We start from the raw sequence: 21,628 nt of genomic DNA, 5'->3' as shown, positions 1-21,628 counted from the left end.
CCGCGGACGGGGGCTCCGTCCCAGAACCCGGACCGGGGTTCCACCCAGGCCCCGGACGGGGGTTCCGCCCCAGGCCCCGGAGGGGGGTCCTGCCCCCGGGCCTCGGACGGGGGTTCTGCCTCCGGGCCTCGGACGGGGGTTCTGCCTCCGGGCCTCGGACGGGGGTTCTGCCTCCGGGCTGCGGACGGGGGTTCTGCCTCCGGGCTGCGGACGGGGGCTCCGCCCCAGAACCCGGACCGGGGCTCCGCCCCTTCCCGCAGCGTCGATATGTGGCTCCGGCGCGTGGCGGGGGCTCCGCCTCTGGACCACGGGGGGCGAGGCGACCGTCGCCGTCGTGAACACCCGCACCGGTGGGCTGATCGCGGTCGGCACGTCGGCACGTCGGCACGCCGACGCGGCGGACGACCGGGCGGACGCCTGCACACATCCGCGCCGCCCAACCGGGGTCTGGGGTGGAACCCCAGTTTCGGGAAGGGGCGGGGAGGGGAGCAGCCCGCCGCAGGCGCCACAACCCGCCGGACGCCCCCTACCCGTACCGCTCAGCTATCCGTACCGCTCAGCTACACGTACCGCTCCAGGATGGACGACTCCGCCAGCCGCGACAGCCCCTCGCGGACCGAGCGCGCCCGGGCCTCGCCCACACCGTCCACCATCTGGAGATCGTCCACGCTCGCGGCCAACAGCTTCTGAAGGCCACCGAAGTGCTCCACCAGCCGCTCGATGATGGCGCCCGGCAGCCGCGGCACCTTGGCCAGCAGCCGGAAGCCACGCGGCGAGACCGCGGAGTCGAGGGTCTCGGGCGAGCCGGTGTACCCCAGCGCGCGGGCCACGATGGGGAGTTCGAGCAGCTCGGCGTGGGTCAGCCGGTCCAGCTCGGCGAGCGCGTCGGCCACCGTACGGGTGCGCTTGGCGGTCGGCTCGGGCACGTAGTCCCGCACCACCAGCTCGCGCTCGGGCTCCACGCCCGCGATCAGCTCGTCCAGCTGGAGGGAGAGCAGTCGGCCGTCGGTGCCCAGCTCGACCACGTACTCCGCGATCTCGGTGGCGATGCGGCGGACCATCTCCAGCCGCTGCGCGACCGCGCTCACATCCCGGACGGTGACCAGGTCCTCGATCTCCAGGGCCGAGAGCGTGCCCGCCACCTCGTCGAGGCGGAGCTTATACCGCTCCAGCGTGGCCAGCGCCTGGTTGGCGCGGGAGAGGATCGCCGCCGAGTCCTCCAGGACCCGCCGCTGGCCGTCCACATACAGCGCGATCAGCCGCATCGACTGGCTGACCGAGACCACCGGGAAGCCGGTCTGGATGGAGACGCGCTGCGCGGTCCGGTGCCGGGTGCCGGTCTCCTCGGTGGGGATCGCCGCGTCCGGGACCAGCTGCACCCCGGCCCGCACGATCTTCGTGATGTCCTTGTCGAGCACCAGCGCGCCGTCCAGCTTGCACAGCTCGCGCAGCCGGGTCGCGGTGAACTCGACGTCGATGACGAAGCCGCCGGTGCACAGCGACTCGACGGTCTTGTCGGTGCCGAGCACGATCAGCCCGCCGGTGTTTCCCCGGAGAACGCGCTCGAGGCCGTCGCGCAATGCCGTGCCGGGCGCGACCGCGCTCAGGGAGGCACGCATCAGACCGTCGGCCTTGCCGGGTGCCGTTGCCCGGTCGCCTGCTGCCACTGCACTCCTCCGTCGCAAGGTCTGTCGGTGCCACGAGTCGCCCTGCCATGCCGGTGCGCGAGGCCACGTATGGGCGAGACCAGGGCAAAGTCTACCGGCGGCCACCGGCCTCCCGTGGGGTCTCCCGGCGTACGCCCGTAGGTGTGGAGCGGAGTGCGGCCGCCCCGGGCCGCGCGCCACCCGGCTCACCGACCCCCGCCGTACGCCCTCACCAGCGCACTCGGCCGCTGCCGTACGCCCTCACCAGCGCACTCGGCCACGCTTCCGCCACCGCCCCGGTGACGCCCGGCCCACCATCTCAGCCCCGGTCGTCCGCCTCCACCCGGGCCTTCTCGCCGCGCTCCCGGCGCCGCGGCAGCACCCGCAGCGCGTCCCCGATGTCCGCGACCTCCAGCACCCGCATCCCGTCCGGGATCCGGCCCGGGTCGCCCGGCACCAGGGCGTGGGTGAAGCCGAGCCGGGCCGCCTCCGCCAGCCGCCGCTGCACCCCGGTGACCCGCCGGACCTCGCCCGCGAGTCCCACCTCGCCGATCGCCACCAGGTTCTTGGGCAGCGGGGTATCACTGGCGGCGCTGGCCAGCGCGAGCGCCACGGCGAGGTCGGCGGCGGGCTCGGACAGCTTCACCCCGCCCACCGTGGCGCTGTAGATGTCCCGCTTGCCGAGCGCGCTGATCCGGCCGCGCTGCTCCAGCACGGCCAGCATCATCGAGACCCGGGAGGTCTCCAGACCGGAGGTGGTGCGGCGGGGCGAGGGGATCTGGGAGTCCACGGTGAGCGCCTGCACCTCGGCCACCAGCGGCCGGCGGCCCTCCAGAGTGACCGTCAGACAGGTGCCGGGCACCGGCTCGGCGCGGCGGGTCAGGAACAGCCCGGAGGGGTCGGCGAGCCCGGTGATGCCCTCGTCGTGCAGCTCGAAGCAGCCGACCTCGTCCGTCGCCCCGTAGCGGTTCTTCACCCCGCGGACCAGCCGCAGCCGGGCGTGCCGGTCGCCCTCGAAGTGCAGCACGACGTCGACCAGGTGCTCCAGCAGCCGGGGCCCGGCGATGGCGCCGTCCTTGGTGACATGGCCCACCAGCAGCGTGGACATTCCGCGCTCCTTGGACGCGCGGATGAGCGCCCCGGCCACCTCGCGCACCTGCGCCATCCCGCCCGGCGCGCCGTCGATCTCGGGCGAGGCGACGGTCTGCACCGAGTCCAGGACGAGCAGCGAGGGCTTGACCGAGTCGAGATGGCCGAGGACCGCGGAGAGGTCGGTCTCGGCGGCGAGGTAGAGATGCTCGCTCAGCGCGCCGATGCGGTCGGCGCGCAGCCGCACCTGACTCGCCGACTCCTCACCGGTGATGTAGAGCGTGCGGTGCTCCTCGGAGGCGGCCTTGGCCGCCACGTCCAGCAGCAGCGTGGACTTGCCGACCCCGGGCTCCCCGGCGAGCAGCACGACCGCGCCGGGGACCAGCCCGCCGCCGAGCACCCGGTCCAGCTCGTCCACGCCCGTGCCCCGCGCGGTGGCCTGACGGCCGTCCACCTGGCCGATGGGCAGGGCGGCCGAGGTGACCCGGCCGGGCGCGGTGGTGCGCACCGCGGGCGCCCCGTACTCCTCGACGGTGCCCCACGCCTGGCACTCGGGGCAGCGGCCGAGCCACTTGGCGGTGGTCCAGCCGCACTCCGTACAGCGGTAGGAGGGCCGGTCCTTGGCGGATGAGCGGGAGGAGCTACGGGCAGCCATGCCCGTAACGCTAGCGCCGCCCACCGACAGAGCCGAACGGCGCCGGGCGCATAGCAGTTTGCGGCCACTGGAGGGGGACACCTGTCCCCTTATGAGGGAGATGGTCACCCGTAAGGGTTAAAACAGCGCAAGTGGCGCGAGGAAGTCTGCATCATCCGCCTACCGTCGCCGGGTGATGAGCAGCAGGTCCGAGCACTCGACACAGACCACCGGCGCACAGCGGGCGCGGCGCCGTGCGCCCCGCTCCACCACCACCCGCCCCCAGCGGCCTCCGGAACGCTACGAGCCGTACCTGGACGGCCTGTTCACGTACTGCCTGTCGGCCCTGTGCGAGCACGACGCCGCGGCCGTCGCGGTGGGCGACGTACTGGCGGTGGCCGAGCGCCGCACCGGGCGGGGGCGGGGCCGAGGCCGGGTGGCCGCGGAGGGCGAGCTGTCCCGCCCGTGGCTCTACGCGGTCGCCCGCTGGGCCTGTCTGCGCAAACTGGCCGAGCGCCGCGGCCGTACGGGGGCGGACACCCCGGGCGACGGCGCCGGGGGCGGGGCCGGCTCCGGGGCCGAGCTGCCCGAGCCCATCGCCGCCCAGCGCCGCCGCGAACTGGCCGCGCTGGCCTGGCCGGAGGCCGCCGGGACCTCCGCCGAGCAGCGCGAGGCGCTCGAGCTCGCGGTGCGCCACCGGCTGGGCCCCGCCGAGGTGGCCGCCGTGCTCGGCAAGGACCAGGAGGAGACCCGCGCCCTGCTCTCCAGCGCCGCCTGCGAGGTGGAGCGGACCCGCGCCGCGCTCGCCGTCGTCGAGCTCGGCCACTGCCCGGTGGTCGCGCGGCTCGCGGGCGACACCCAGGTGCTGCTCTCCGCCGCCCTCCGCCGTGAGCTGGTGCGCCATGTGGACGACTGCCGCGAGTGCCGCCGGATGGCCGAGCGCGCCACGGCCGACGGGCCCTGGCCCGGTACGGCGGCCGCGCCCGCCGCGCTGCCGGTGGTGGAGGCCCCGCGCGTCGCCGTGCACGCCGCGCTGCTGGGCACGCTGGGCGGACGGCCCGCCCGCGCGGGCGCCGGGCCCCGGTTCGACCGGCGCGGCTTTCCGCTGGAGCCCCAGGACCGGGCCGCCCGCCGCAGCCGGATGCGCGGCCGCGTGCTGACCACCACGGTGGTCGCCACGGTCGTGGCGGCCCCGGTGCTCGCCCTCTGGGCCGCCTACCGGGGCGCCCCGCTCGCCGGTGACGAGCGCGACACGGACTCGGTGGCAGCCGCCGACGCGGACGGCGCGGACCAGGCCCCGGCCGGTCAGGACCGGCCCGCCCGGCGCTCGTACGAGCAGACGGGCGGCGCGCAGGACCGTTCCGGCACGCGGATCGGCTCCGGCCCGCGCGGCGCCAAGGCGGGCCGTGGGGCGTCGGATGTGTCGGTCGAGGTGATCGACGCGGACGGGGTGGTGGAGCGGCCGGGGCACAAGGGCGGCGAGGCATCCCACCTCGACCGCTCCCCGGCCGGTGGCGGCCACCCCGCGGACGGCTCCGGACCCTCCCGGCCCGCGCCAGGGCCGGGGCGGCTCACGGTCACGGCCCACCCCGAGGGCGATGTGACGGTCATCACCCTCACCGCGTCCGGCGGCTCACCGGTGCACTGGTCGGCCTCCGCCGGGGCGCCCTGGCTCCAGCTGAACCACACGGCGGGGGTGCTGCGGCCCGGCGACTCCACGACCGTCACGGTCTCGGTGGACCATGACCGGGAGCCGGCCGGGCACTGGAGCGCGCGGGTCTCGGTGGACCCGGCGGGCGCGGTGGTCCTGATCGAGGGCCGGGGCACGCCCCCCGACCCCACGCCCACCCCCACGACCCCCTCCGACCACCCGACCCCGACCCCAAGCGCCCCGTCCCCGACGCCCTCGGGCTCGCCGGCGGCGAGGCGCTGACGGCGGCCCGGACGCGACGGGGGCGGATCTTCCCCTCCCCGCCCCTTCCCGTAACCAGGGGCTCCGCCCCTGGACCCCTGGGGGCGCGGGGCTCCGCCGCGTGGGCGCAACTAGCCACGATGGCGCCGCAGGCGATCGACGGCAGTTCGCCCATGGACCCCGGGGTCTGGGGCGGAGCCCCAGTTGCGGGAAGGGGCGGGGAGGGGAGAGCACCGCTACGCGGCTCCGCCGCGTGGCCCGCCGGACGCCCCGTAGACGCGCCGTCAGTCGGCCGGGCCGGCCGGATCCGCCGGATCCGCCGGATCCGCCAGGTCCACCGGAACGCCCGGGTCAACCGGAACCACCGGAACGCCCGGGTCCGCCGGATGCGGCGCCAGCAGCGGCAGTGACGATGCCATGCGCTGCTCGCACAGCTCGGCCAGCCGGTCGTACCCCGCCTTGCCCATCAGCTCCATGAGCTCCGGCCGGTACGACCGGTACACCGGCTCCCCGGCGCCGTGCGCCGAGGTGGCCGAGGTGCACCACCAGTGCAGGTCGTGGCCGCCCGGCCCCCAGCCGCGCCGGTCGTACTCGCCGATGGTGATCCGCAGCACCCGGGTGTCGTCCGGCCGGTCGATCCAGTCGTAGGACCGGCGCACCGGCAGCTGCCAGCACACATCCGGCTTGGTCTCCAGCGGCTCGCGCCCCTCCCGCAGCGCCAGGATGTGCAGTGCGCAGCCCGCGCCGCCCGCGAAGCCCGGCCGGTTCTGGAAGATGCACGAGCCCTTGTGGCGCCGGGTCTGCCGCTCGCCATCCTCGTCCTCCTGCACCCACCCCGAGGCGTGCCCCTCGTCGTGGAACTGCCAGATCTCCGGGGTCAGCCGGGCCATATGGCGTCCGACCCGCGCTTCGTCGTCCTCGTCCGAGAAGTGCGCGCCCAGCGTGCAGCAGCCGTCGTCGGCCCGCCCCGCCTGGATGCCCTGGCAGCCCTGGCCGAAGATGCAGGTCCACTTGGAGGTCAGCCAGGTCAGATCGCATCGGAAGAGCTGCTCGTCGTCGGCCGGATCGGGGAATTCGACCCATGCGCGGGCGAAGTCCAGACCGACCTCGTCCTCGGCGCCCGGGGCGCCCGGGGCGCCCGGGGCGTCCTGGGCGGCCTCGGCGCCCTCCGCGCCGGACGACATCGGCTCCTCGGCCGCCCACTCCTGGGCAGCCTTCCGGCGTTTGTCCTGCTTCGCCTTTTTCGTCTTTGCCACGGTGCAAGGGTAGGCGCCTTCGGCGGAAAGCCGGAGGTGGGGACCGGGCACGTCTCCGGCGCCGCTCCTGCGCCGCTCCTGCGCGGCACCCGCGCGCGATCCCGGGGGACCTGTGCATGACATCGAGGGGGGAGCAGTAGCGTTCACGTCATGAGACTCGGTGTCCTCGACGTGGGTTCGAATACGGTTCATCTGCTCGTGATGGACGCCCACCCCGGCGCGCGCCCGTTGCCCGCGCATTCGCACAAGGCCGAGCTGCGGCTCGCCGAACTCCTCGACGGGCACGGAGCCATCGCCCCCGACGGCGTCGACCGCCTGATCGCGACGGTCAGGGAGGCCCTGGAGGCGGCCGAGGACAAGGGTGTCGAGGAGGTTCTGCCGTTCGCGACCTCCGCCGTCCGCGAGGCGTCCAACGCCGATGAGGTCCTGGCCCGGGTCGCCGAGGAGACCGGCGTACGGCTCCAGGTGCTCAGCGGCGCGGACGAGGCGCGGCTCACCTTTCTGGCCGCCCGCCGCTGGTTCGGCTGGTCCAGGGGGAAGCTGCTGGTCCTGGACATCGGCGGCGGTTCGCTGGAGATCGCGTACGGCATGGACGAGGAGCCCGACGCGGCGGTCTCGCTGCCGCTCGGGGCCGGCCGGCTGACCGGGGCCTGGCTGCCCGGCGATCCGCCCGACCCGGCGGACGTACGGGCCCTGCGGCGCCATGTGCGCGCCGAGATCGCCCGGAGCGTCGGCGATTTCAGCCGTCATGGGGCGCCGGACCATGTGGTGGCCACCTCCAAGACCTTCAAGCAGCTGGCCAGGATCACCGGCGCCGCGCGCTCCGCCGAGGGGCTCTACGTGGAGCGCCGGCTCACCCGCCGGGCGCTGGAGGAGTGGGTGCCCAAGCTGGCCACCATGCCCACCCAGGAGCGGGCCCAGCTGCCCGGGGTCTCCGAGGGCCGGGCCGGACAGCTCACGGCGGGGGCGCTGGTGGCGGAGGCCGCGATGGACCTGTTCGGCGTGGACCAGCTGGAGATCTGCCCGTGGGCGCTGCGCGAGGGCGTGATCCTCCGCCGCCTGGACCATCTGCCCACCTGACCCGAGTAGCGTGACCGGGGCCGGAAAACGGCGGCCGTTCAGCCGCAAAGGCCGCCGCGGTTCGGTTGCGGAGAGCAGCCGCCGTACGCTGTCCCTCGTGACAGAGCCAGTGGTGCGCATCCCGGATGCGAAGGTCGCGCTGTCCACAGCCTCGGTCTATCCGGAGTCGACGGCGACGGCCTTCGAGATCGCGGCACGCCTGGGCTACGACGGTGTCGAGGTCATGGTGTGGACCGATCCGGTCAGCCAGGACATCGAGGCGCTGCGTCGGCTCTCGGACTACCACCAGGTGCCGATCCTCGCCGTGCACGCCCCCTGTCTGCTGATCACCCAGCGGGTCTGGTCGACCGACCCGTGGGTGAAGCTCCAGCGGGCGAGGGCGGCGGCCGAGAAGCTCGACGCGTCGACCGTCGTGGTCCACCCGCCGTTCCGATGGCAGCGGGCGTACGCCCGCGAGTTCGTCCGCGGAATCTGGCGGATGGCGGACGAGACCGATGTGCGGTTCGCGGTCGAGAACATGTACCCGTGGCGCTATCGCGACCGCGAGATGCTCGCGTACGCCCCGGGCTGGGACGTCACCCAGGACGACTACCGCCACTTCACGATCGATCTGTCGCACACCGCCACCGCCCGTACGGACGCGCTGGAGATGGTGGACCGCATGGGCGACCGGCTGGCCCATCTCCACCTCGCCGACGGCCAGGGCTCCAACAAGGACGAGCACCTGGTGCCCGGGCGCGGCACCCAGCCCTGCGCCGAGCTGCTGGAACGGCTCGCGGTCGGCGGATTCGACGGCAATGTGGTCGTCGAGGTCAACACCCGGCGTGCCATGTCCACGACCGAGCGCGAGGCCGATCTGGCGGAGGCCCTGGCCTTCACCCGGCTGCACCTCGCGTCGCCGACCTCGGCCACCCGGCGGCGCAGGGCGGTGCCCGGTTCATGACCGCCGCCGCATCCGGGTCCGCCACACCCCCGCGCAAGCGTGGCCGCCCGGCCCGTACGAGCGCCTCCGACGGCCCCGCCGCCCGCGACCGGATCCTGATCGCGGCGCGCAACGAGTTCGCCGAGCGCGGCTACGACAAGACCTCGATCCGCGGCATCGCCAAGGCCGCGGAGGTGGACCCGGCGCTGGTCCACCACTACTTCGGCACCAAGGAGCAGGTCTTCGAGGCGGCCATCGAGCTGATCTTCGCCCCCGCCATGGGCGTCCCGGACGCGGTGCACGGCAGCCGGGAGGGCGCGGGCGAGCGGATGGCCCGCTATATGTTCGGCATCTGGGAGAACCCGGTCAGCAGGCTGCCGCTGCTCGCCGTGATGCGCTCGGCGCTGACGAACGAGACCGCCGCCGCGGTGCTGCGCGGCATGATCGAGCGCCGGGTGCTGGTGCGGATGGCGGGTGAGCTGGACGTCCCGAACCCCGAGTTCCGGGCCCAGCTCGCGGCCGGGCATCTGATCGGGATCGCGCTGCTGCGGTATGTGATCCGGATGGAGCCGGTGGCCTCGGCGGAGGCGGACGACATCGTGGCCATGGTGGGGCCGACCCTCCAGCGCTATCTGACCGAGAGCTGATCGCGGACCGGTCCGGTGCGAACGGGTCCGGTGCGAACGGGCCGGGCACGAACGGGCCGATCGCTGACCGAGAGCTGATCGACCCGTTCCGCTCCGTGACCCGGCCGTCTCTGGATCCGGACGGACCATCCGGATCCATGGACACAGGCGTAGGCTCAGAAGACTCCGATCCGATCCGCAGGACGCACGTATCACGAGGGAGCCGAGCACCGTGCCCGAGCTGAGGTCTCGCACCGTCACCCACGGCCGCAACATGGCGGGCGCCCGCGCCCTTATGCAGGCTTCCGGCGTAGCGCGCGAGGACTTCGGCAAGCCGATCGTCGCCGTGGCCAACAGCTTCACCGAGTTCGTGCCCGGCCACACCCACCTCCAGCCGGTGGGCCGGATCGTCAGCGAGGCGATCCACGCGGCGGGCGGCATTCCGCGCGAGTTCAACACCATCGCCGTGGACGACGGCATCGCCATGGGCCACGGCGGGATGCTCTACAGCCTCCCCTCCCGCGACCTGATCGCCGACTCCGTGGAGTACATGGTCGAGGCGCACTGCGCCGACGCGCTGATCTGCATCTCCAACTGCGACAAGATCACCCCCGGGATGCTGATGGCCGCGATGCGGCTCAACATCCCGACCGTCTTCGTCTCCGGCGGCCCCATGGAGGCGGGCCGGGCCACGCTCGTCGACGGCACCGTCCGCAAGCTGGACCTGATCAACGCCATCTCGGACGCGGTCAACGAGACCGTCTCGGACGAGGACATCCTCCGCATCGAGAACAACGCGTGCCCGACCTGCGGCTCCTGTTCCGGCATGTTCACCGCCAACTCGATGAACTGCCTGACCGAGGCGATGGGCCTCTCCCTGCCGGGCAACGGTTCGGTGCTGGCCACCCACACCGCCCGTAAGGCGCTCTACGAGACCGCCGGCCGTACGGTCGTGGAGATCACCAAGCGCCACTACGAGCAGGACGACGAGACGGTTCTGCCGCGCTCCATCGGCTCCCGCGCCGCCTTCGAGAACGCCATGGCGCTCGACATCGCCATGGGCGGCTCGACCAACACGATCCTGCACCTGCTGGCCGCCGCCCAGGAGGCCGGTCTCGACTACGACCTCAAGGACATCGACGAGGTCTCGCGCCGGGTGCCGTGCCTCGCCAAGGTCGCCCCGAACGTCGCCCCCGGCGGCACGTACTACATGGAGGACGTGCACCGCGCGGGCGGCATCCCGGCGATCCTCGGCGAGCTGTTCCGCGGCGGGCTGCTGAACGAGGACGTCCACTCCGTGCACAGCTCCTCGCTCGCCGACTGGCTCAAGACCTGGGACGTGCGCGGCGGTTCGCCGTCCGCCGAGGCCGTCGAGCTGTGGCACGCGGCCCCCGGCTGCAAGCGCTCCGCCACCGCCTTCTCGCAGTCCGAGCGCTGGGACTCGCTGGACACGGACGCCGCCGGCGGCTGCATCCGCGACATGGAGCACGCCTACTCCAAGGACGGCGGACTCGCCGTCCTCAAGGGCAATCTGGCCGTCGACGGCTGCGTGGTGAAGACCGCGGGCGTGGACGAGTCCATCTGGACCTTCGAGGGCCCGGCCGTGGTCTGCGAATCCCAGGAGGAGGCCGTCGAGCGGATCCTGGGCAAGCAGGTCAAGGAGGGCGACGTGGTCGTCATCCGCTACGAGGGCCCCAAGGGCGGCCCCGGCATGCAGGAGATGCTCTACCCGACCTCCTTCCTCAAGGGCCGGGGCCTGGGCAAGGCCTGTGCGCTGGTCACCGACGGCCGCTTCTCCGGCGGCACCTCGGGTCTCTCCATCGGCCACGCCTCGCCGGAGGCGGCGTCCGGCGGCACCATCGCCCTGGTCCGGGACGGCGACCGGATCCGCATCGACATCCCCGGCCGCTCCATCGAACTCCTGGTGAGCGATGAGGAGTTGGCGGCCCGCCGCGAGGAGCTCGGTGGGGTCTACGCCCCGAAGAACCGCGAGCGCAAGGTGTCCACCGCGCTGCGCGCCTACGCGGCGATGGCCACCAGCGCGGACAAGGGCGCGGTCCGCGACATCAGCCAGCTGGGCTGACATTCGGCCGCCCAGGCTGACGTTCGGCCACCCGGGCTGACCTCGCGGGGCCGTCAGCCGCCCCGGGTAACGTTCGCGCGTCAGCCGCCCCGGCCGACGTCCATCCCGGACGCCTCCAGGGTGTCGTATCCGTAGACCGTGGTGAGCGCGTCCCCGCTCAAGCTCAGCTCGGCGGGGACGCCACCAGGATCCGTACGCGCCTTGGTCCGCCACAGCACCCGGCCGTCCCGGCGGTCCAGCGCGACCACCCGGCCCGCGGCGGTGGCCAGATACAGGGCGTTCCGGCGCCCGGACACCACGGGCGGGCCCAGCCACTCCACCTGCGTCGCCTTGCTCCACAGCCGCTTTCCGGCCGTCGTGACGGCGGTGACCTCGCCGTTCTGCCGGACGAAGTAGAGCGTGTCGCCCACCAGGGCGGGCGTGATCTGCCGGGCGGACAGCCCCGCGGGCAGCTTCACCCGGCGCTCCCGTCCCCCGTCCGCGCCGAGGAAGACCAGATCGGTGTAGTCGTCGGTGTCGTGCTCGCGCTGCTCCAGATAGAGCAGGTCGCCCGAGCGCTCGGCGAGGAAGGAGCCCGCGAAGAGAGTGCCGATCCGCCGGGGCGCCCCCGTGGTGGGGGAGAGGGTGTAGAGCCCGTTCGGAACGGCCGGGTCGCCCCGGTCCTCCAGCGTTCCGCAGTCGGCGAGGGGGCGTCCGGACACCACGTCCGGGCCACAGGTCAGCCCGTGGCCGACCCGGCGCGACCAGAGCGTGCGGCCGGTGCGCACGTCCACCGCCTGGAAGGTCTCCTCGTCCCAGCTCTGGGTGAGCACGGCCGGATGGTCTCCTCGCCGGAACACCGCCCCCTGGTACGCGCTGCCGATGTCGGTACGCCAGACCCGCTCACCGTCGCTGGTGCGGTAGCCCTCCAGCCTGGCCGTGCCGTCCGACTTCTCCACGGTGCCCAGCACAAGACCGCCGGCCACTCCGATCAGCTCGCTCGGCTCCGTCGACCGGTGCCAGGCCACCCGCCCCCGGACGTCCAGCCGGGTCAGGGGGATCCCGGAACCGCCGCAGTACAGATCCGTGCCCGAGGGCAGACAGCGGCGGCCGGTCGGCCCGCTGACCGAGCGCGGCGCGCCATCGGCGCTGGTCACGATGTCGGTGCCGGGCCCGGCGAGGGTGCGCTGCCAGGGGCGCCAGCCGGACGGGAGCGAGCCGTTCGCCGATGCGCGGGTGGTGGGGCGGGCGTCCGGCTCGCCCTCGGGTCCCGACCCGGCCCGCAGGAAGACGATCGTCCCCACGATCGCGGCGACCAGGCCCGCGGCAGTCGCGGCGGACACCAAGGGGCGGCGCGTCAGTTGGGCGCGGCCCGGCGCACGGCCGGCTTCGGTCGGCACGGCGGCGTTGTCTTCGTCGGCCCCACTGGTGCCGCCGTCCGTGACGTCCTTACGGTCGTCACGGTCGTCCTTACGCCCGTCGTCACCGCCCTTACCGTCGTCACCATCGTCCTCGGGCAGCGTCCGCAGCCGGTCCAGCAGCTCGTCAAGACCGGGCCGCGCGGACGGCTCCTTGCTCAGGCAGTCCCCGACCACGTCACGCAGCGGCCCGGTCACCGTGTCCAGCGCCGGGGGCTCGTACACCACGTGATAGGCGGTCATATACGGGCTGTCCGCGTCGAACGGGCTCTGGCCGGTCGCCGCGTACACCAGCACCGTCGCCAGCGAGAACACATCGGACTCCGGGCCGACCTCACGCGGATCGCGCAGCTGCTCCGGCGACATGAACGGGGGCGTGCCCATGACCCGGCCCGTCATGGTCAGGGTCTGGTGGTCGGCCGCCCGGGAGATGCCGAAGTCGATGACGCGGGGCCCCTCGTCGGACAGCACGATGTTGGCCGGTTTCAGATCCCGGTGCACCACACCCGCCCGGTGGATGTCCCGCAACGCCTCGACCAGCCCGACCGCCAGCCGCCGCAACGCGGCGCCGCGCAGCGGACCGTCCGCCGCGACCTGCTCGGCGAGAGTGCGGCCGGGGACGTACGAGGTCGCCATCCACGGCAGCACGGCCTCGGGGTCCGCGTCCACGACGGCGGCGGTGAACGCGCCGCTGACCCGCCGGGCGGCCGCGACCTCCTGCCGGAACCGCACCCGGAACTCGTCGTCGTCGGCGAACTGCTGATGCACCACCTTCAGCGCCAGCCGCCGCCCCGACGGCGACCGGGCCAGATACACCGTGCCCATCCCGCCACGGCCGAGCCGCCGCTCGAGTGCGTAGCCTCCGATGGACTCCGGGTCCCCGGCGCGCAGTGCCATTCCTGTCTTCTCCCACCGACCCACGATCCGGCGGTCACTCTAGGCCGGGCTCGCGCCGGGGCCCGTGACGCCGCTCACCAACCGGCCGGATTCCGCCCGTCCACGGCGAAGAGCGTGCCGTCCGGGGCCGTCGCGAACACCTTGCCGTCCGCCACCACCGGTGCGGGCATCAGATCCAGGAAGCCCTGACCGGCCGCGCCCCCGCGCGAGCGGGTCTCGCCGATCACCTCGCCCCGCCGGGCGTCCACGGCCAGCAGCCGGCCGTCCGCCGCCGAGAAGTACAGCCTGCCGTCCGCCGCCACCAGCGGCGAGGCGTTGGAGACCGAGGTCTCCACGCGCCAGAGCCGCGCCCGCGCCGCCCCCTCGCGCGCGGTGTCGACGGCCACCAACCCGCCGTCCGTGCCCAGTACATACACTCGGTCGCCGCTGGTGACGGCGCTGATCGCGGACACCGGCGCGGACAGCGCGACCCGCCGCGCCGAGCGCCGCTCCGGGTCGTAGCGCACCACGGCGGTGGTACTGGTCCGGCTGTCCGTCTCGGTCAGCAGCAGCACGCCATCGGGGCCGCTTCCGGCCGGGGTGAGGTTGCCGCCGAGCGAGGCGTGCCAGCGCGTCGTACCGCGCACCGTGTCCACCGCCGTGACCAGCGTGTGCGAGCCGTCGCCCGCGGTGGTCACGGCGTACGCGGTGCGGCCGTCGCCGTACGAGAAGAAGACGGGTCGGGCGTGGCCGGGCAGCCGGTGGCTCCAACGCTCCTTGTTCGTCGTCCCGTTCACCGAAGTGACCATGCCGTCCGGCGTGACCAGCAGCACGGTGTCGCCCGAGGAGTAGACCCCGCCCTGGTAGCGGGACACATCGCGGCTCCAGCGGACGCGGTGGGTCGTGGGGTCGAGCGCCCGCAGCCGCCCGCCGTCCGGGGACACCGTCCGCACCAGGCCGCCCGCGACCACGGGCGCGGAGATCGTCGCGCCGTCCCCGGGGCGCGCCGCCGCGGACGGCCGCGACCAGACCACCCGGCCGTCGTCCGGATCGACCCGGGCGGTCTCGACACCGCGCCGGGCGCAGTACAGCGCGCCCGCTCCGTACGAGCAGAACGCGGGCCGCGCCCCCGAGCCCGCTGCCTTTCCGACGTCCAGCCCGGTCGCCCAGGGGCGCCACGCCTCCGCGGTCGCCGCGCTGATGCGCGGTCGGCCGCCACCGGAGGAGTCCGTACCGTCGAACGGGCGCAGTGCGGCGACCGTGCCCGCGCCGAGCAGTACGGCGGCCGCGAGCCCGGAGAGGGCCCACCGCCGGATCCCCCGGCGCCGCGCCACGGGCTCGCCCGGCACCGACTCGGGCTGGTCCGGCACCGACTCGGGCTGGTCCGCGGCCGGTTTCGGCTCGGGAGCCGCCTTCACATGCGTATCGGTGGTGCCGCCGTCGTCCTGCCCCCAGCGCACACCCGGCAGCGAGTGCGGCTCCGGCGTCCGCTGCTGCGGCACCAGCGGAACGGATCCGCGCGGCACCGCCGACTGGGGTCCGCGTACAGCGCGCAACACCGTCATCAGCGCGTCGGGCGTGGGGCGGTCCTCGGGGTTCTTGGCCAGACACCGCTGGACCAGCGGCAGCAGCTCATCCGGCACCCCCGCCAGATCCGCCTCGTCGTGCACCACCTGGTACGCCACGATGTACGGGCTCTCGGACTCGAACGGGCCCCGCCCGGTGGCGGCGTGCACCAGCACCGACCCCAGCGCGAACACATCCGCCGCCGGTCCCACCGCACGCGGCCGCTGGAACTGCTCCGGGGCCATGAACGGCGGAGTGCCGATCAGCTTCCCCGTCTCGGTGCGCAGTTCGCTGTCCGACGGCCGGGAGATGCCGAAGTCGATGACCTTCGGGCCGTCCGCCGCCAGCAGCACATTGCTCGGCTTGAGATCGCGGTGCACCACGCCCGCCCGATGGATGTCCCGCAGCGCCTCGGCGAGCCCCGCCGCGAGTCGCACGGTCTCGTCCGGCGCCAACGGGCCGCTCCGCTTGACGTGTTCGGCGAGGGTCGGGCCGGGGATGTAGAGGGTGGCCATCCAGGGCCTGGGCCCCTCCGGGTCGGCATCCACCACGGGCGCCGTGAACGCGCCGCTGACCCGCCGGGCGGCCGCCACCTCCTGCCGGAACCGCGCCCGGAACTCGGGGTCTTCGGCCAGCCCGGCATGGACGACCTTCACCGCGAGCCGCCGCCCCGAGGGCGAGCGGGCCAGATGGACCACGCCCATGCCACCGGATCCGAGACGCGCCTCGAGCTGGTACTGCCCGGCGTACTCCGGATCCTCCGCTTCCGGGCCCGTCCCGGCTCTGTGCACCGGTGGCATGCCCCACCCCCGTGAGTTCGGCCGCATTCGCGACTCGGCGAGCCTAGTCGATGACACGTGCGAGCCTTGTTAGCCTCCGCATGTCGTGTCACTTCACACGACATGTGCACAACTTCGGAAAGAAGTTCAACGGGGGAGGGGCCGACATGGCCATCGAAGAGACCGCGGATGCCGTAGCCACCACCGACGCCACGGACACCGCCACTGGCACCGTCGCGGACACCGTGGAGACCACCGCCGGAGCGATCACCTATCCGGTCGCGCCCGGCTACCAGCTGAACGTCCGCAGCGGGCCCGGCACCAACTACCGGCTGGTGAAGGTGTTGCCGTACAACAGCCGGGTCCCGATCCGCTGCCAGCGGCACGGCGAGAAGGTCTCGGGGCCGTACGGCACCTCGGACATCTGGGACAGCATCGCTCCGGGCCAGTACGTCTCCGACGCGTATGTGAAGACCGGCAGCGACGGCTTCGTCACCGTGCCCTGCGGCTGAGCCACGGCGCCCTGCGGCTGAGCCACAGCCCGCCGGCCGGAGCGCAGCCGGCCCCCGGCACCGCGAGTGCGGCGCCGGGGGCCGGGCGGCGGAAAGGGGGGCTCCTCCTATATGGGGCTCCCCCTATATATGGGTTACGCCGGGATCCGCTCCTCGAGGGCGGCGCCCCGCTTGACCACCGCGTTGTGCCGCTCGGTCCAGGTGGCCAGCGCCATCTCGCAGGCGTGGTCCACATGGCGCAGCCCGGTCAGGTCGAGCTCCACCTCGCGCTCACGGGGCAGCCCCTCCAACTCGTCCAGCAGCTTGGGCAGCCGCAGGAAGGTCGCGTTGCCGCGCACCCGGACGCGCAGGGGCTTGTCGCCGGAGCCAGAGCCGGCGCCGTCGACGCCCTCGTCCTCGCGCCCGCTGACCTCGACATGCACGTGCGAGGTCTCCCAGGCGGTCTTGGCCACGGCCATCAGCAGACCGATGATCACGCCCTCGAACATATTGGTGATCACGATCGCGCCGGCGGTGACGATCAGGATGATCGCCTCACCCCGGTGGGTCTTCCACAGCGGCACCATGTCCTTGGTCGGGATCAGCTTCCAGCCGGAGTACACCAGCACACCGGCGAGCGTCGCCACCGGGATGATGCCCAGCGCCGAGGGGAAGAGCACCGCGAAGACCAGCAGCCACACACCGTGCAGTACCCGCGACGCCTTCGTCTTCGCACCGGCCTGCACATTGGCCGCGCTCCGCACGATCACCGCGGTCATCGGCAGCGCACCGAGCAGACCGCACACCGTGTTGCCCGCGCCCTGCGCCATCAGCTCCTTGTTGTAGTCGGTGCGCGGGCCGTCGTGCAGCCGGTCCACGGCCGCGGCGCTGAACAGGCTCTCGGCGGAGGCGATCAGCGTGAACGCGAGCACGGTGCCGATGACGCCCACCTCGGCGAGGGCCTGGAACTCACTGCCGCCGGGCGGCTGGACGGCGTCCAGCAGACCCTTGACCTCGACCCGCGCGATCGGCAGGTCGAAGATCGCGGTCGCGGCCGTGGCGAGCGCGACGGCCGCCAGCGGCGCGGGCAGCACCTTGGCACCCTGGCGGAAGCGCGGCCACAGCACCAGGACGACGATGGTCCCGGCGCCCACGGCGACCGCCTTCAGGGCATCCGCGGAACCGGCCACATCCCCGATGAGCTCCGGAATGCTGAAGATCTTGTCGAGCCCGCTGCTCGGGGCCTTGGTGTCGGCGAGCGCGTACAGCTGTCCGGCGATCAGCACCAGGCCGATGCCCGCGAGCATGCCCTGCACCACGGCGACGGAGATCGCCCGGAACCAGCGGCCGAGGCCGAGCGCGCCCATGGCCAGCTGGAGCAGTCCGGAGATGAGGACGAGGACGCCGAGCGCGGCGACGCCGTATTGCTCCACGGCCTCGTAGACCAGCACGGTCAGACCGGCGGCCGGGCCGGATACTTGCAGGCTGCTGCCCGGCAGGAAGCCGGTGACCAGCCCACCGACGATGCCGGTGATCAGGCCGAGCTCGGCCGGCACACCGGAGGCGACCGCCACCCCCACGCACAGGGGGACGGCCACCAGGAAGACGACGAGAGAAGCGGTGAAGTCGGCGCGGAAGGTTCCGGCGCCGGATGAGCCTGAGGTGCCTCCGGCACCACGGAAACGGTCAAGGAGATTTCGCATGAGGGTTGCCTCCAGTGCGCCCCGTCACCGGCTCATGGGCAGGCGGGGGCACGGCATAGCGCTACGTCAGTGGGATCGATGGAATCGGTCGCTGGCGGTTGAGATCGCTTGCTGCGAGACGCGTGAAAAGCGTTGAGATGTGCGTGAGAGGACCGCCGGGCCACGGCGGTGTAGCTCTCAGCAGCGGAAGATCTGAAGGATGACGGGCAATTCGCCCGATCTCGACACCGGAACGGCTTGGCGTCCGGTGACCGAGGTGGAGATGGCGGTACGCGGCACCGGAACACCGGCATCGCAACCGCACACACATCCGTATTTGCCGCTCGGGGTGGGAGCGGTGAGCGGGGCCCTTCCGCGGAGCCCCTTGCAATCTTCAGTTCCGTGGTCGCCGTGCGCGGATACCAATGATTCGGTGGTCGGCCGCGGATCGGCTGATGCGGAGGCGCTGACCGTTTCGGGATGGGTGACCTGCGCGGACGCGCAATCAGCCGCGATGAAGAGGGCAAGCAACACGGCAACCGCCGTTACCAGTGCGTGAGCGGTATGCCGGATCGTCCTCACCATCGCCCCCTTCCCGTACGTATAGACACCGAGCCCTATTGTGTCCATAAGACTGTGACCATTTGCAAGTCGATATGTAACCGACTTGTGAACTCGGAGTCATCGAACAGGACTGTTTCGTTCCGGGCGCCCTGGTCGGCGCGGGCGCAAAGCCGCCTCCCCGTCACGCCGGATGGCGCGAAAAATTAATTCATCGAACAATGAATAAGAAATCGATAAGAGCCAGGGGGAATGGGCCACCCGTGCGAGGATGGCGAAGAACACCTCCGCAGCACACGCACGAACCGCGTAGGCATATCGCATAGGCATACCGCACAGGCATGAGGAGAGCCGCACCATGACGGAGAAGGTCGCCGTGCTCGGCACGGGAAAGATCGGCGAAGCCCTTCTCAGCGGAATGATCCGAGGCGGCTGGTCGCCGTCCGACCTGCTGGTCACGGCCCGCCGCCCCGAGCGCGCCGAGGAGCTCCGGTCGCGCTACGGCGTCGAGGCCGTCTCCAACGCCGAGGCCGCCAAGGCCGCCGAGACCCTCATCCTCACCGTCAAACCCCAGGACATGGGCGCCCTGCTCGATGAGCTCGCCCCACACGTCCCCGCCGACCGGCTGGTCGTCTCCGGCGCCGCGGGCATCCCCACCTCCTTCTTCGAGGCGCGCCTGGCCGCCGGCACCCCCGTCGTCCGGGTCATGACCAACACCCCGGCGCTGGTCGACGAGGCCATGTCCGTTATCTCGGCGGGCAGCCACGCCACCGAGGAGCACCTCGCCCACACCGAGGCGATCTTCGGCGGCGTCGGCAAGACGCTGCGCGTCCCCGAGTCCCAGCAGGACGCCGCGACCGCGCTCTCCGGCTCCGGCCCGGCCTACTTCTACTTCCTCGTCGAGGCGATGACCGACGCGGGCATCCTGCTGGGCCTGCCCCGCGACAAGGCCCATGACCTGATCGTCCAGGCGGCCATCGGCGCGGCGGTGATGCTGCGCGACAGCGATCAGCACCCGGTCAAGCTGCGCGAGGCCGTGACCTCCCCGGCGGGCACCACCATCAACGCCATCCGCGAACTGGAGCGCCATGGGGTGCGCGCCGCGCTGATCGCCGCGCTGGAGGCGGCCCGCGACCGCAGCCGCGAGCTAGCCTCCGGCAACAGCTGACGAAGAGCCCGACGGAGAGCTGTTCCGCTCAGGCGGGCGGCAACAGCCCGATCATGCTGGCGGCAGCAGTCCGACCGCCGCATACGCCTCGTCCACCCGGGGCCGGGCCAGCCCACGCGCCCGCTCGGCCCCGGCCCGCAGCACCCCGTCCACATACGACGGGTCGGCGCACAGCTCGGCGTGCCGGGCCTGAAGCGGACGCAGCACCTCCAGCACCGCCTCCGCCGTGGCCCCCTTCAGCGCCCCGTACGAGCCGAACTCCTCGGCCAGTACCTCCGGCTTGCCATCGGTGCACGAGGCGAGAATGTCCAGCAGATTGGCCACCCCCGGCTGCTCCGTCCGGTCGTACCGCACCTCGGTGCCGCTGTCCGTGACCGCCCGCATGACCTTCTTCCGCACCACATCCGGCTCGTCGAGGAGGTAGACGATGCCCGCCGTCTCCGCGTGCGACTTCCCCATCTTGGAGCTCGGGTCCTGTAGATCCATCACCCGCGCCGAGACCCGCGGACTGGTGGCCCGGGGCACGGTGAAGACCGGTCCGTACCGCTGGTTGAACCGCTGCGCCAGATCCCGGGCCAGCTCCACATGCTGCGTCTGGTCCTCGCCGACCGGCACCTCATGCGTTCCGTAGACGAGGATGTCGGCGGCCATCAGCGCCGGATAGGTGAGGAGCGACAGCCGTACGCTCCCCCCTCCCGCCCGCTCCCGCGCGGACTTCTCCTTGTACTGGATCATCCGCCGCATCTCGCCGTCGGTGGCCGTGCACTCCATGAGATAGGACAGCCGCGTGTGCTCATCCACATGGCTCTGCACGAACAGCGTGCAGAGCTCGGGATCGAGCCCCGAGGCGAGCAGCAGCGTGGCGGCCTGCCGGGTGAGCCGCCGCACCCGCGCCGGATCGTGCTCCACGGTGAGCGCGTGCAGATCGACGACGCAGAGCAGCGCGTCGGCACGGTGCTGGTCCTCCTGAACCCACCGGCGTACGGCCCCCAGGTAGTTCCCGAGGGTCAGATGCCCGCTCGGTTTGATCCCACTGAAGATCCGGCGCCCCGCCGTCTTCGTCTCTGTCATCTCTCCGCGTCTCCCGCTGTGTCGGGACCGCCGGCCCGGCCGGCCGGGATTCGCGGGAGGGAGAAACGCGAACGGCCGCCGGAGCGGCGGCCGTGGTTGCGCATGTGGGGAAAGGGGCGGCCGCCGTCAGGCGGCCCACCACCGTGGGTGAACACATGCGCTCGTCATGCCATAGACAGTACGCCCTGACGGGGGGTCCGGCCATGGGTTTGATGGTCCTCGGGGCGTCGTGTAGTGTTCACCGAGTTGCCACGGGGCCCTGCGGGGAAACGCGGTGACCATCGAGCCGCACCGGCGGCAAACCACTACTGCACGGCCCCTCATCGGGATGGATTTCGGCATGCCGGAATTCGGACTGGGGAACTCGATTATGAGCATCCGGGGGAATCCGCTAAAGTAGTGGACACGCCGGAAGGCGCGAAAGACCCCGCTCCAGCAGGGGGCCGGAAACGTAATTCGGATCGGAAACGAACCGGAAATCGGATCTGGTAAGGTTGGAAACACCGAAGGGAAGCGCCCGGAGAAACCGGTGAAACGGTTTCGAAGGAAGCGTCCGTTCCTTGAGAACTCAACAGCGTGCCAAAAGTCAACGCCAGATATGTTGATACCCCGTCCACTCGTGGACGAGGTTCCTTTGAAGAAAAACACAGCGAGGACGCTGTGAACCATCGGATTATTCCTCTGGTGGTTCCGCTCTCGTGCAGTGTTCACCGGGATATCCCGGAGGCATTCACGGAGAGTTTGATCCTGGCTCAGGACGAACGCTGGCGGCGTGCTTAACACATGCAA

Annotated in this window: 15 protein-coding genes and 1 rRNA gene; 9 read left to right on the top strand and 7 right to left on the bottom strand. The window is 72.5% G+C overall.

Annotated elements, in window-relative coordinates; translation table 11 throughout:
- Nucleotides 1-560: 560 nt before the first annotated feature.
- Nucleotides 561-1,619, bottom strand: coding sequence for a DNA integrity scanning diadenylate cyclase DisA (disA, locus tag ACT2CW_RS45815; RefSeq protein ID WP_044581604.1), 1,059 nt, complete (start codon nt 1,617-1,619; stop codon nt 561-563).
- Nucleotides 1,620-1,965: 346 nt separating this feature from the next.
- Nucleotides 1,966-3,390 carry a DNA repair protein RadA gene (gene radA / locus ACT2CW_RS45810; RefSeq protein ID WP_445520865.1) on the bottom strand — a complete coding sequence of 475 codons (1,425 nt, stop codon included), beginning with the start codon at nt 3,388-3,390 and terminating at the stop codon, nt 1,966-1,968.
- Between the two features lie 175 nt (nt 3,391-3,565).
- Between radA and ACT2CW_RS45805 the strand changes: the two genes are divergently transcribed.
- Nucleotides 3,566-5,302 (top strand): BACON domain-containing protein, encoded by a 1,737-nt coding sequence (locus ACT2CW_RS45805; protein WP_445520864.1) that lies wholly within the window; start codon nt 3,566-3,568, stop codon nt 5,300-5,302.
- Between the two features lie 263 nt (nt 5,303-5,565).
- On the opposite strand, the gene ACT2CW_RS45800 is transcribed toward ACT2CW_RS45805, so the two are convergent.
- A complete protein-coding gene (locus tag ACT2CW_RS45800; RefSeq protein ID WP_445520863.1) occupies nt 5,566-6,537 on the bottom strand; it encodes a hypothetical protein in 972 nt (323 codons plus the stop codon).
- 150 nt (nt 6,538-6,687) lie between these two features.
- Between ACT2CW_RS45800 and ACT2CW_RS45795 the strand changes: the two genes are divergently transcribed.
- From ACT2CW_RS45795 to ilvD, 4 genes are all read left to right on the top strand, one after another.
- A complete protein-coding gene (locus tag ACT2CW_RS45795; protein WP_164436972.1) occupies nt 6,688-7,617 on the top strand; it encodes a Ppx/GppA phosphatase family protein in 930 nt (309 codons plus the stop codon).
- 97 nt (nt 7,618-7,714) lie between these two features.
- On the top strand, nt 7,715-8,560 hold the full coding sequence (locus tag ACT2CW_RS45790) for a sugar phosphate isomerase/epimerase family protein (RefSeq protein ID WP_164436974.1): 846 nt from the start codon (nt 7,715-7,717) through the stop codon (nt 8,558-8,560).
- A complete protein-coding gene (locus ACT2CW_RS45785; RefSeq protein ID WP_445520862.1) occupies nt 8,557-9,186 on the top strand; it encodes a TetR/AcrR family transcriptional regulator in 630 nt (209 codons plus the stop codon). Before ACT2CW_RS45790 ends, ACT2CW_RS45785 begins: the two co-directional genes overlap by 4 nt.
- 211 nt (nt 9,187-9,397) lie before the next feature.
- Nucleotides 9,398-11,248: a dihydroxy-acid dehydratase gene (gene ilvD / locus ACT2CW_RS45780; protein WP_445520861.1), complete on the top strand. Its 1,851-nt coding sequence runs from the start codon at nt 9,398-9,400 to the stop codon at nt 11,246-11,248.
- 80 nt (nt 11,249-11,328) lie between these two features.
- Here ilvD and ACT2CW_RS45775 read toward each other — a convergent pair whose 3' ends face one another.
- Nucleotides 11,329-13,542, bottom strand: a complete 2,214-nt coding sequence (locus ACT2CW_RS45775) for a protein kinase domain-containing protein (protein WP_445520860.1) — start codon at nt 13,540-13,542, stop codon at nt 11,329-11,331.
- A gap of 74 nt (nt 13,543-13,616) precedes the next feature.
- Entirely contained in the window at nt 13,617-15,887 is a 2,271-nt protein-coding gene (locus ACT2CW_RS45770) for a protein kinase domain-containing protein (protein WP_445520859.1), read from the bottom strand.
- Between the two features lie 146 nt (nt 15,888-16,033).
- Between ACT2CW_RS45770 and ACT2CW_RS45765 the strand changes: the two genes are divergently transcribed.
- Nucleotides 16,034-16,378: an SH3 domain-containing protein gene (locus ACT2CW_RS45765; protein ID WP_445520858.1), complete on the top strand. Its 345-nt coding sequence runs from the start codon at nt 16,034-16,036 to the stop codon at nt 16,376-16,378.
- 134 nt (nt 16,379-16,512) lie between these two features.
- On the opposite strand, the gene ACT2CW_RS45760 is transcribed toward ACT2CW_RS45765, so the two are convergent.
- The gene (locus ACT2CW_RS45760) at nt 16,513-18,060 is read right to left on the bottom strand and encodes a SulP family inorganic anion transporter (RefSeq protein ID WP_445520857.1); all 1,548 of its coding nucleotides are present in this window, start codon (nt 18,058-18,060) and stop codon (nt 16,513-16,515) included.
- 199 nt (nt 18,061-18,259) lie between these two features.
- Here ACT2CW_RS45760 and ACT2CW_RS45755 point away from each other — a divergent pair, with 199 nt between their 5' ends.
- Nucleotides 18,260-18,598: a hypothetical protein gene (locus ACT2CW_RS45755; protein WP_445520856.1), complete on the top strand. Its 339-nt coding sequence runs from the start codon at nt 18,260-18,262 to the stop codon at nt 18,596-18,598.
- A gap of 360 nt (nt 18,599-18,958) precedes the next feature.
- A complete protein-coding gene (proC, locus tag ACT2CW_RS45750) occupies nt 18,959-19,768 on the top strand; it encodes a pyrroline-5-carboxylate reductase (protein WP_138914509.1) in 810 nt (269 codons plus the stop codon).
- A gap of 51 nt (nt 19,769-19,819) precedes the next feature.
- On the opposite strand, the gene trpS is transcribed toward proC, so the two are convergent.
- Nucleotides 19,820-20,839 (bottom strand): tryptophan--tRNA ligase, encoded by a 1,020-nt coding sequence (trpS, locus tag ACT2CW_RS45745; protein ID WP_445520855.1) that lies wholly within the window; start codon nt 20,837-20,839, stop codon nt 19,820-19,822.
- Between the two features lie 729 nt (nt 20,840-21,568).
- Here trpS and ACT2CW_RS45740 point away from each other — a divergent pair.
- Nucleotides 21,569-21,628, top strand: a 16S ribosomal RNA gene (locus ACT2CW_RS45740); the annotation flags it as partial.

The sequence above is a fragment of the Streptomyces sp. NEAU-174 genome (assembly GCF_052665095.1).
This window is presented reverse-complemented; position numbering and strand designations above follow the sequence as displayed.

What these genes read in the sequence shown, in the direction of transcription:
- disA (WP_044581604.1), bottom strand. Translation starts at nt 1,619, where the DNA reads ATGCGTGCCTCCCTGAGCGCGGTCGCGCCCGGCACGGCATTGCGCGAC.
- radA (WP_445520865.1), bottom strand. Translation starts at nt 3,390, where the DNA reads ATGGCTGCCCGTAGCTCCTCCCGCTCATCCGCCAAGGACCGGCCCTCC.
- ACT2CW_RS45805 (WP_445520864.1), top strand. Translation starts at nt 3,566, where the DNA reads ATGAGCAGCAGGTCCGAGCACTCGACACAGACCACCGGCGCACAGCGG.
- ACT2CW_RS45795 (WP_164436972.1), top strand. Translation starts at nt 6,688, where the DNA reads ATGAGACTCGGTGTCCTCGACGTGGGTTCGAATACGGTTCATCTGCTC.
- ACT2CW_RS45785 (WP_445520862.1), top strand. Translation starts at nt 8,557, where the DNA reads ATGACCGCCGCCGCATCCGGGTCCGCCACACCCCCGCGCAAGCGTGGC.
- ACT2CW_RS45775 (WP_445520860.1), bottom strand. Translation starts at nt 13,542, where the DNA reads ATGGCACTGCGCGCCGGGGACCCGGAGTCCATCGGAGGCTACGCACTC.
- ACT2CW_RS45770 (WP_445520859.1), bottom strand. Translation starts at nt 15,887, where the DNA reads ATGCCACCGGTGCACAGAGCCGGGACGGGCCCGGAAGCGGAGGATCCG.
- ACT2CW_RS45765 (WP_445520858.1), top strand. Translation starts at nt 16,034, where the DNA reads ATGGCCATCGAAGAGACCGCGGATGCCGTAGCCACCACCGACGCCACG.
- ACT2CW_RS45760 (WP_445520857.1), bottom strand. Translation starts at nt 18,060, where the DNA reads ATGCGAAATCTCCTTGACCGTTTCCGTGGTGCCGGAGGCACCTCAGGC.
- ACT2CW_RS45755 (WP_445520856.1), top strand. Translation starts at nt 18,260, where the DNA reads ATGACGGGCAATTCGCCCGATCTCGACACCGGAACGGCTTGGCGTCCG.
- proC (WP_138914509.1), top strand. Translation starts at nt 18,959, where the DNA reads ATGACGGAGAAGGTCGCCGTGCTCGGCACGGGAAAGATCGGCGAAGCC.
- trpS (WP_445520855.1), bottom strand. Translation starts at nt 20,839, where the DNA reads ATGACAGAGACGAAGACGGCGGGGCGCCGGATCTTCAGTGGGATCAAA.